The 9768-nt window shown below is 71.4% G+C and carries 11 protein-coding genes and 1 tRNA gene; 6 read left to right on the top strand and 6 right to left on the bottom strand.

What is annotated here, in order from left to right; genetic code table 11:
• Both ABZX11_RS47950 and ABZX11_RS47945 read right to left on the bottom strand, forming a co-directional pair.
• Positions 1-113 (bottom strand): HD domain-containing protein (locus tag ABZX11_RS47950; RefSeq protein ID WP_354925838.1); only part of this gene is annotated, 113 nt, incomplete at its 3' end.
• Between the two features lie 53 nt (positions 114-166).
• Positions 167-1108: an Ldh family oxidoreductase gene (locus ABZX11_RS47945; RefSeq protein ID WP_176173629.1), complete on the bottom strand. Its 942-nt coding sequence runs from the start codon at positions 1106-1108 to the stop codon at positions 167-169.
• 101 nt (positions 1109-1209) lie between these two features.
• Between ABZX11_RS47945 and ABZX11_RS47940 the strand changes: the two genes are divergently transcribed.
• A complete protein-coding gene (locus ABZX11_RS47940) occupies positions 1210-1491 on the top strand; it encodes a DUF2277 domain-containing protein (RefSeq protein ID WP_176173630.1) in 282 nt (93 codons plus the stop codon).
• Position 1492: 1 nt separating this feature from the next.
• Here ABZX11_RS47940 and ABZX11_RS47935 read toward each other — a convergent pair whose 3' ends face one another.
• On the bottom strand, positions 1493-1927 hold the full coding sequence (locus tag ABZX11_RS47935; protein ID WP_354925835.1) for a VOC family protein: 435 nt from the start codon (positions 1925-1927) through the stop codon (positions 1493-1495).
• A gap of 81 nt (positions 1928-2008) precedes the next feature.
• Between ABZX11_RS47935 and ABZX11_RS47930 the strand changes: the two genes are divergently transcribed.
• Both ABZX11_RS47930 and ABZX11_RS47925 read left to right on the top strand, forming a co-directional pair.
• Positions 2009-2848 carry a patatin-like phospholipase family protein gene (locus tag ABZX11_RS47930; RefSeq protein WP_354925832.1) on the top strand — a complete coding sequence of 280 codons (840 nt, stop codon included), beginning with the start codon at positions 2009-2011 and terminating at the stop codon, positions 2846-2848.
• Positions 2849-3038: 190 nt separating this feature from the next.
• A tRNA-Ser gene (locus tag ABZX11_RS47925) sits at positions 3039-3125 on the top strand.
• A gap of 39 nt (positions 3126-3164) precedes the next feature.
• Here the strand turns inward: ABZX11_RS47925 and ABZX11_RS47920 are convergent.
• Positions 3165-3620, bottom strand: coding sequence for a MarR family transcriptional regulator (locus tag ABZX11_RS47920; protein WP_254897039.1), 456 nt, complete (start codon positions 3618-3620; stop codon positions 3165-3167).
• Positions 3621-4146: 526 nt separating this feature from the next.
• Between ABZX11_RS47920 and ABZX11_RS47915 the strand changes: the two genes are divergently transcribed.
• Positions 4147-5079, top strand: coding sequence for a neutral zinc metallopeptidase (locus ABZX11_RS47915; RefSeq protein WP_354925829.1), 933 nt, complete (start codon positions 4147-4149; stop codon positions 5077-5079).
• Positions 5080-5134: 55 nt separating this feature from the next.
• On the opposite strand, the gene ABZX11_RS47910 is transcribed toward ABZX11_RS47915, so the two are convergent.
• Positions 5135-6676 carry a M28 family metallopeptidase gene (locus ABZX11_RS47910; protein ID WP_176173635.1) on the bottom strand — a complete coding sequence of 514 codons (1542 nt, stop codon included), beginning with the start codon at positions 6674-6676 and terminating at the stop codon, positions 5135-5137.
• A gap of 81 nt (positions 6677-6757) precedes the next feature.
• Between ABZX11_RS47910 and ABZX11_RS47905 the strand changes: the two genes are divergently transcribed.
• Positions 6758-7735, top strand: coding sequence for an NAD(P)H-quinone oxidoreductase (locus tag ABZX11_RS47905; protein WP_176173636.1), 978 nt, complete (start codon positions 6758-6760; stop codon positions 7733-7735).
• Between the two features lie 5 nt (positions 7736-7740).
• Here ABZX11_RS47905 and ABZX11_RS47900 read toward each other — a convergent pair whose 3' ends face one another.
• Positions 7741-8940, bottom strand: a complete 1200-nt coding sequence (locus ABZX11_RS47900) for a cysteine desulfurase-like protein (protein ID WP_176173637.1) — start codon at positions 8938-8940, stop codon at positions 7741-7743.
• 134 nt (positions 8941-9074) lie between these two features.
• On the opposite strand from ABZX11_RS47900, the gene ABZX11_RS47895 reads away from it, so the two are divergent.
• Entirely contained in the window at positions 9075-9647 is a 573-nt protein-coding gene (locus ABZX11_RS47895; RefSeq protein WP_176173638.1) for a bacterial proteasome activator family protein, read from the top strand.
• Positions 9648-9768 lie beyond the last annotated feature (121 nt).

The following is a 9768-nucleotide window of genomic DNA, read 5'->3' as shown; positions in this document are numbered from 1 at the left end:
AGGACCGGTTCGGCGACGTGCCCGAAGGGTGGGTGCCCGATGTCGTGGACGAGCCCGGCCGTTTCCACGACGTCGGCCTGGATGCCGGAGAGGTGAGGACCCGCCCAAGCCACGGCAGAGCCAACCCACGGCAGCAGCAAAACCGGCAGCAGAAGCCACGGCAGACCTACCCCACACTGGTCAAAGCAGGCAACCCAAGCGACCCAGCAAGAGCATCAAGCTCCCGCCGAACCGGCCCAGCCAACGGCACCCCAAGAGCCCGGCACTGCTCAAGGTGCTGAGCCTCCCGCCACCCCGGATACCGAATCGGCGCACCCCCATCCCACCCGAGCATGCTCCCGAACAAAGCACTGGCCGCACGGTAAAACCCGTCAGCACTCCGAAGCGTCGTAGGCGCAATCGCCAGCACCAGCAGCCCGGTGTCGTGCTCGTGATCAGCAACCCCGGACAGCACCCCGGCAAGCACCTCGACCAGCAACGTCAACCCGGCCGCATCCGAACCAGGCCGGTCCATGTCGAAGACGAACTCGGGGTAGGCCCCACCAGGCGCCGCCATCCCGAGCGGGTTCACCGGCTGGCCGGGCTCCCCACCGGCAGCCAGCACCAGCCCGATCATCGCGTGCGGCAGGGCCCGCGCGGCGTGGTGACCGGCCCGGCCGAACGGCCCGACCCCGCGCAGCGACACGAGCCCGACGCCGAACCGGCCGGCCCGCGTGACCGCCCTGTCCATCGCGTCGCCGACGGCCCACAGCCCGGGCCCGCGGCGGTAGTCGATCAGCGCGGCGGCCCCGCGGTCGGCGATCATCAGCGGCTCGGCGTGCGGCACGACGAGCCCGTTCTTCAGCAGCGGCAGGTGCACGCGGGTCAGGTCGGCGACCCCGGTCTCCGGCGAGCCGGTGAGGTCGCCGTGGCAGAGCGCTTCGGCGGCCATCCTGGCGCGTGGTTCGGGGAGACCGTGCGCGGCGAAGACGTGGGCCACGAGGGTGACCAGTTCGTCGGCCCGCACGCGGGGCCAGGCCTGTTCCGGGATCGGGGTTTCCGGGACCTCTTCTTCGAGGGTGCCGGGTTCGGGGCGGGCGGAGCGGAACGGGCGCGGTCTGAGGGGCACTTCCCCGACCTTGCCCAGCGGCGCTCCGGCCGTCAACGACGGCGGCGCGGGCCTACCCGACCGTGTGATCGAAAGCTCCCGAGCGACGTACCCTGGGCGGCATGTGCCGAAACATCACCACCCTGCGGGGGCTGCAGCCGGCCGCGACGGGCGAGGAGATCGAGGCCGCGGCCCGCCAGTACGTCCGCAAGGTCACCGGCGTGCAGTCGCTCTCGCCCGCGACCCGCGAACCCTTCGAGGCCGCGGTCGCCGAGATCACCGCGATCACGGCGAGGTTGCTGGAGCAGCTGCCCGAGCGCCGCCAGCCGCCCGCGACCGTGCCGCCGCTGCGCCGGCCCGAGGTGCAGGCGCGGATCGCCGCGAAGGCGTTGCGGCAGCCCTGAATCAGGTCGCCGGCTGCGCGTAACCGCGTTCGCCGGTGTGGTCGACGCCGTCGTCGTCCGACACGCTGTAGAGCCGGATCTCGGTGCCGTCGGGGTCGTTGAAGCGGACCATCCAGCCGGTGGTGGCCTCGAACAGCGGCGGGTGCTTGACGCCGAGCTCGTCCAGCCGGGCGATCCACGCCTCGGCGGCCGCGCGGTCGGCGACCGAGAAGCAGACCGGGTCGAACCCGGCGAGCCCCGCGGCGGCCATTTCCTGCACCCGCAACGCCACCGGCACGCCGTCGATGCCGCCTGCCACCCCGCGGACGACCCCGTCGGCGTCGGGGAATTCGTGGGTGACCTCGAGCCCGAGCACGCGCTCGTACCACTCGCGGCTGCGCGCCAGGTCGCGCACGGGGAACTTGACGTGGTGGAAGCCTTCGATCTTCGCGGTCATCGCCGCCCCTCTCGCTGCGCCGACCAGGAGGGTAGTCCGCGGCGCCCCGAAACTGTCGTACTTCGTCGATAGGCTGCCCGTATGGGCGGACAAGCATTGGTTTTGGGTGGCGGCGGGGTCGCCGGGATCGCGTGGACGACGGGGCTGCTGGCGGGGCTGGCCGAGCACGGCCAGGACCTGACGGGCGCGGACCTGTTCGTCGGGACGTCGGCGGGCTCGGTGGTGGCCGCGCAGGTGGCGAGCGCCCACCCGCTGGAGGACCTGTACGCGCGCCAGGTCGATCCGGCGCGCCAGACGGCGGAGATCCCGGCCGACATCGACTTCGAGAAGTTCGCCGCCGAGTTCGGCGGCGCGGTCACCGGCGCGACCGACCCGGCGGAGGTCCGGCGGGCCGTCGGGAAGCTGGCCCTGACGGCCGAAACGGTGCCGGAAGCGGATCGCCGCGCGGTGATCGAGGCGCGCCTGCCGGTGCACGAGTGGCCGTCGCGGCGCCTGGTGATCGTGGCGGTGGAAGCGGAAACCGGCGAACCCCGCCGGTTCGACAGCGAGTCCGGCGTCCCGCTGGTCGACGCCGTGGCGGCGAGCTGCGCGGTCCCGGGCGTCTGGCCGGCGGTGACGATCAACGGCCACCGCTACGTCGACGGCGGCGTCCGCTCCGCCGAGAACGCCGACTACGCGGCGGGCTACCAGCGCGTGACGGTGGTCGCGCCGCTGGGCGTGGACGCGCCCCTGCCGATGGAGAAGCCGCTGCTGGAGGTGCTGGAGGACCTGCGCCGGGCGGGCGCGGAGGTCACGCTGATCACGCCGGACGAGGCATCGCAGGCCGCGGTCGGCGAGAACCCGCTGGACCCGGCCACCCGCACACCGGCCGCCGAAGCGGGCCGTGCGCAGGGCGCTGCGCTAACGCTGAACTGGACCTGACCGGCAACCCGGCGATCCCGGAACGCAGCCGGGCTTCGCGGGCGGCACGGCCGCCGGTTCGGCAGGCCGTGGAGAACGCCGTCACCGGGCGCGCTCGGGGCATGCGGGCGCCCCGGATGCCACCCGCGTCTTCACGCCGGAGGCGCAGGCCCCAGGTCGCCTCGGGCCGTCGGCTACCCTCGTGGAGCGAGGTAGCGTGTCCGAGCGGCCGAAGGAACATGTCTTGAAAACATGCGAGGGGGCAACCTCTCCGTGGGTTCGAATCCCACCGCTACCGCTCTGATCCGCAGGACCCGGGCGCCCGCCGCGCCCGGGTTCAGCTTTCCGGCTCCAGCAGGTGGGCCTGCACGCGCTCGAACGCCGCGGCGATCGTCGCCTGCTCCTCGGGGCTCAACAGGTCGATGAGGTGCTCCCGCACGCCGTCGACGTGCGTCGGCGCGGCCTTCTCCAGCAGCACCAAGCCGTCGTCGGTCAGCTCGGTGATCACGCCGCGCTTGTCCTCGGGGTCACGCGCCCGCCGGACCAGGTTCGCCTCCTCGAGCTTGGCGATCTGGTGCGAAAGCCGGCTCTTCGTCGAGCCCATCATGAAGGCCAGCTCCGACATCCGCATCCGGCGGTCGGGCTGCATCTGCAGGCAGACGAGCACCTCGTAGTCGACCAGTGACACCTCGTGCGCCTCCGTCAGCTCGCGGTGCAGCCGCTGCCGGAGCAGGAGGGTCGAGACGACGTAGGAGCGCCACGCCGCCATCTCGGCATCGTTCAACCACCGCACAGCACGCTCCTCGGTCATAAGGCAGCGTAGAACGTTGATCAAGGGAACGCGCGCTCCGAGTCCGATCCGTCGGCCGGTGAAAATCCGGTCGCAACATCGCCCGAAGGTGGGGTTACGAAAAGGTTGAGACTCGGCGGGGAAAGGCGCATTCTGCTTGTGGCGGAAGGTCGGCCAGGGTAAACGGCGCGGCGACGGCGGCGTGCCGGCCCGGCTCCCCGCCGGGAGAGGTCAGGTGGTTGTGTGGCGGGTGATTCTCGCGGTTGACCGCCAGCTGCGTCCCCGCGACCGGAACGGATGTTCTACCGGGTCGGCCGCGATTGCGAACAGCGAAGAGCGGGCTTCCATGCGCATCACGCATACGGCGTCGGTCGGGCCTGGCTCCGGTCACGGCCTCGGAAGCCGTGACGACAGCGCCTGAACGCCGGCCCCGGAAGCGGCCAACCGCTCGACCAAAGACATACCTCGGTACGAGCCTGGGTGCGCCGTCAGCGCGACGGTCGCGCCCAGGCTCGTTAACATTTGCGGGGTGAGATTCGACGACGACGCCGGCCTGGACGCCTCCGAGGTCCAGGACCTGCGCGGAAGCGGTGGAGGCGGCGGCGGGATCGGCGGCCGCGTGGCGCTCGGCGGCGGTGGGCTCGGGATCGTCGGCGTGATCATCTACTTCGTGCTCTCCCAGCTGGGCGGGGTGAGCACGGGCGGCAGCGGCAGCGGCCTGAGCGGCGGGCTCGGCGGCGTCGGGTCCGGCCAGGCGGTCGACAACTCGAAGCTCGCCAGCGAGTGCCGGACCGGCGCGGACGCGAACAAGAACCACGACTGCGCGATCGTCGCGGTGGTCAACTCCGTCCAGGACTTCTGGACGCAGCAGTTCGCCCGCTCCGGCTCGACCTACCGGAAGGCGCCGACGAACTTCTTCAACGGCGGCGTGCGCACCGGCTGCGGCAGCGCGACCTCCGACACCGGCCCGTTCTACTGCCCGGCCGACTCCGAGGTCTACATCGATCTGTCCTTCTTCGACGAGCTGAAGACCCGCTTCGGCGCCCAGGGCGGGCTCTTCACCGAGGCGTATGTCCTGGCCCACGAGTACGGCCACCACGTGCAGAACCTGCTCGGCACGTCCCGCAAGGGCACCGGCACCGGCCCGACGTCCGGTTCGGTGCGCCTGGAGCTGCAGGCCGACTGCTACGCCGGCGTCTGGGCCAACCACGCCTCGACGACGCCGACCGAGAGCGGCAAGCCGCTGATCACCGACGTCACCCAGGACGACATCAACTCCGCATTGGACACCGCGTCCCGCATCGGCGACGACTACATCCAGGAGAACCTCGGCGGCGGCCAGGTCGACCGCTCGAAGTTCACCCACGGCACGTCCGCACAGCGCAAGAAGTGGTTCACCACCGGCTTCCAGACCGGCGAGCCCGCCCGCTGCGACACCTTCGGCACCAACAACCTGGGCTAGGCAAGCACGACGAAGGGGCCGCCCCGCTCGCCGGGACGGCCCCTTCGGTCTGTCGTCAGGCAGTCAGTGCGTGCGGGTCACCCGCGACGGCGCGGGCGGAGAAGTTCCGCTGCGCCTTGCGCTCGACGGCCTTCTGCTTGGCCGCCTTGGCCTTGCCCGGCTGGACGCCGTTGATGCTCTCGGTGCTCGTCGCGTAGACGCCGAGGGCCCATGCGACGCCGTCGGCGTTGCGGTCCAGCGCGACCCGGTCGATGTTGCCCAGGTTGTCGCAGGCCTGGTGGTAGCACGGGTCGAACGCGATGCCGGCCGTGCCGCCCCACTTCGCCGCCTGCGCCGGGGTCTTCAGCACCTCGGCACCGGTGTCGAGCCCGCCCGCCGGGATGCCGACGGCGATGAACTCGCCGTAGTCCGACCGCCCGGTGAAGTCGGTGCCCTCGACGGACACCCCGCGCGCGGTCTTCATGAAGTCGACGAAGGTCTTCTCGATCTGCGCCGAGCCGTACGGGCCGGCGCCCGCGCCGACGCCGTCGGAGTTGTCGCCGTCGTAGGCGAAGTAGCCGGCGTTCGGCGAGCCGATCATGTCGAAGTTCAGGTACAGCGCGATGTCGAGCTGCTGCTCGAAGGTCAGCTGGTCGACGTAGTAGGTCGAGCCGATCAGGCCGAACTCCTCCGCGCTCCAGAAGCCGAAGCGGACACCGTTGTTGACCTTCGGGCTGCTCCCCAGCTGCAGCGCCGTCTCGAGCAGGGTCGCCGAGCCGGAGCCGTTGTCGTTGATGCCCGGGCCCGCCGGGACGCTGTCGAGGTGCGACCCCAGCATCACGACGTTGTCCTTGCGGCCGGTCTTGGTCTCGGCGATGACGTTGTAGCTGGTCCGCGCCTCCTGGAAGGCCCGCAGCTCCAGGGTCACGTTCTGCCCGCCGAGCGTGGCCAGCTGCGCCCCCGCGGCCGCCGTCACGCCCCCGGTCGGGATCGCCGCGTTCTCCGGGCCCCCGAGCGTCCCGTTGAGCGCGCCGTCGGTGTTGTTGTAGACGATGGCGCCGACCGCCCCCGCGGCCGCGGCCGTCTGCTGCTTCTGCGCGAACGAGCAGCCGCCGCGCTTGATCAGCGCGATCTTGCCCGCGACGTCCGCGGTGTAGTCGGTGGCCTCGCAGCCACTGGTGTCGTCCACGGCGACCACGGCGAGCGGCGCGGTGATGCCGCCGACCGGCGTCGACTTCGTGTACTCCATGGCGATGACCGGGACGCTCTGGCCACCCGCGGTCAGCTTCTCGGCCAGGGTCTCGGAGTAGGTGAAGGGGAACTCCTGGCGGGTGACCTGGAAGCCGGCCGCCTCGAGCTTGGTGGCGATGTACTCGGCCGACTTCTTGTGGCCGTCGGTGCTCGCCGCCCGGGTCCCGCCGTTCGTGTCGGCGATCCGCTGGAGGGCGATCAGGTGCCGGTTGACGCCGTTGACGTCGATCTTCTTGACGAGCTGCTTCGCCAGGGCAGGACCGTCGGGGAGGGTGTCCGCGGCGGCGGCCGGGGTCAGGCCGAGCACCAGCGTGGCCCCGGCGGCCAGCGCCACCGGTGGGAGGAACTTCGATCTGAAGAGTGACATGGTTGCTCACCTTTGTTCCCTATGCGAAGTCCGTCAATGCGCCTTTCGGCGGGACATTTCCCGGCGGTATACGGTCGACGCATGTACGCGATCACCATCCGTGAACCAGGTGACCCGGACGTTCTCGAGTGGGCGGAGGTCGCGGATCCGCGGCCCGGCCCCGGCGAGGTGCTGCTGGAGGTCGCGGCGAGCGCGGTGAACCGCGCGGACCTGCTGCAACGCCAGGGTCACTACCCGCCGCCACCCGGAGCGAGCGAAACCCTCGGCCTCGAATGCTCCGGCACGATCGCCGAACTCGGCGAAGGCGTCGAAGGCTGGGCAGTCGGCGACGAGGTCTGCGCGCTGCTCTCCGGCGGCGGCTACGCGGAGAAGGCCGTCGTGCCCGCTGGGCAGCTGCTGCCGGTGCCGGGCGAGGTCGACCTGCTCACCGCGGCCGCGCTGCCCGAGGTGGCCTGCACGGTGTGGGCGAACGTCGTGATGCACGCCAACCTCACCGAGGGTGAGGTGCTGCTGGTCCACGGCGGCGCCGGCGGCATCGGCACGCACGCCATCCAGGTCGGCAAGGCGCTCGGCGCCACCGTCGCCGTCACCGCGGGCTCGCCGGACCGGCTCGAAAGCTGCCGCCAGCTCGGCGCCGACATCACCATCAACTACAAGACGGCCGACTTCGTCGAGGTGCTCCGCGAGGAGACCGGCGGCGCGGACGTCATCCTCGACAACATGGGTGCGTCCTACCTGGGCCGCAACGTCGACGCGCTGAAGCAGGACGGCCGCCTGGTGATCATCGGCATGCAGGGCGGGGTCAAGGGCGAGCTGAACGTCGGCGCGCTGCTCGGCAAGCGCGCATCGGTGTTCGCCGCGGGCCTGCGCTTCCGCCCGCTGGACCAGAAGGCGGCGATCGTCGCCGACGTCCGCGAGCGGCTGTGGCCGCTGGTCGCCGAGGGTCTGGTCAAGCCGATCGTCGGCCAGGTGGTGCCGATGGCCGAGGCCTCGACCGCGCACCGCGTCCTCGAAGAAGGCAGCGTGTTCGGCAAGGTCCTGCTGGCCGCTAAGTCCTAACTCCGTCAGCGTAGTTCATCGAGGACGCGCACGAGCTGGTTGATCTCGAAGACGTTGGAGTAGTGGGCGAGGCCGATCCGCACGGCGCCGCCCACTTCTCCGACGCCGAGTGAGGCGAAGACGCCGCTCGTGCCGTCGTCGGCGAAGGCGCACAACCCCTGCGTCGCCAGGTACTCGGCGACTTCGGGCGCCTTCTTGCCGGCGACGGCGAAGGCGAGCGCGGGGATGCGGCGCATGGCGTTGCCGATGACCATGATGTGCCGCAGCGACAGCAGTTCCGTGGACAGCTGCGCGAGCAGCCCGGCGTGGTAGGACTTCGCCGAGCCGAGCGAGGTGACCAGCCGCTCGCGGCGCGAGCCGGTGGCGGCGTCGTCGAGGCCGGACAGGTAGTCGATCGAGGCGATCAGCCCGGCCAGCAGCGGGTAGGCGTGCGGGCCGAGCTCCAGCCGGGCGGCGCCGCGGGCCATCGGGTCGAGCGAGGCCGACGGGATGCGTTCGATCAGCTCCGGGTCGCGGAAGACCAGCGCGCCCACCGACGGGCCGCCCCACGCCTGCGCGGAGACGACCATGACGTCGGCGCCGAGCGCGTTGATGTCGAGCGGCAGGAAGGGCGCGGCGTAGGTCGCGTCGACGACGACGAGCGCGCCGACCCGCTTGGCGAACTCGATGATGGTCGGCACGTCCGGCCGGGTGCCGACGGAACCGGACGCGAGCGTGACGGCGACGGCCTTGGTGCGCGCGGACACGAGCTGCTCGTACTGCCACGCGGGCAGCTCGCAGGTCTCGATGTCGATTTCGCCCCACCGCACGACCGCGCCCACGCGCTTCGCGGCCCGCTGCCACGGCGCGAGGTTGGCCTGCTCGTCGAGCCGGGACACGACGACTTCGTCGCCGATGGTCCACCGCTCGGCGAGCGCGTCGACGAGCCGGCGCAGCATGACGGGCGCACTCGGCCCGAGCACGACGGCAGCCGGGTCGGCCCCGACCAGGTCGGCCACGGCCCGGCGGGCCGCGGTCACGATGCTTTCCGCGCGTTGTGAGGCCGGAAACGCTCCGCCCGGCCCGGACACCGGGGCTCGCATCGCCGTGGAAACGGCCGAAGCGACCTGTTCCGGGACCAGCATTCCGGCGGCGCCGTCGAAGTGAATCCAGCCGTCACCCAGCGCGGGAAAGAGCCCACGGATACGAGCGACGTCGAACGCCATGGGGACACCGTACGGACGTGCGGTTTCGCCGTGCGTCCGGGGTTGGGTGGAGAGCCACCGGGAACCCCGTTTACGGCTACGCTCGGAGACGGACACCCCCTGGGTGTCGCGGAGCGTGTCGAAGGCAAGCCAGGATGGAGCACATGACCGAGCCGAACTTCACAGCGGGTGACCCGGGCCAGGAATCTTCACCCCACGTGGTGGTCGTCGGACCGGACGGCACCCCGGTGGGCACCACCCCCGCGGACGCCGACCACCCGGAGTCGGTGGGCGACCTCGTCGAGGAGCCGGCGAAGGTGATGCGCATCGGAACGATGATCAAGCAGCTCCTGGAGGAGGTCAGGGCGGCCCCGCTCGACGACGCGTCCCGCACACGGGTCCGCGAGATCCACCAGACGTCGATCCGCGAGCTGGAGAAGGCACTGGCGCCGGAGCTGCAGGACGAGCTGGAGAGGCTGGTCCGCCCGTTCACGAACGATTCGACACCGTCCGACGCGGAGCTCCGGATCGCCCAGGCCCAGCTGGTGGGCTGGCTGGAGGGGCTGTTCAGCGGCATCCAGACGGCACTGTTCGCCCAGCAGATGGCGGCCCGGGTCCAGCTGGAGCAGATGCGCCGCGGCCTCCCGGCAGGCCCTTCCGGGGCGGCTGGGCTCGGTCACGGCCATGAGCACGGGCCGGGGATCTCGGGGACCGGGCAGTACCTCTGAGGGTGGTTGTCCACAGACCGGAGGGCCTGTGGACAACCTCTGTGGACAACTCACCGACAACAACGGCGGCCCCGGGCGGGGTGAGGGCCCGGCCGCCCGTGTTGGTTGAGACAGCCCCGGG

The organism is Amycolatopsis sp. NPDC004169 (genome assembly GCF_040610315.1).
Taxonomy (GTDB): domain Bacteria; phylum Actinomycetota; class Actinomycetes; order Mycobacteriales; family Pseudonocardiaceae; genus Amycolatopsis.
Note: the sequence above shows the minus strand (reverse complement) of the source record. Positions and strands in the feature narration are given on the sequence as shown.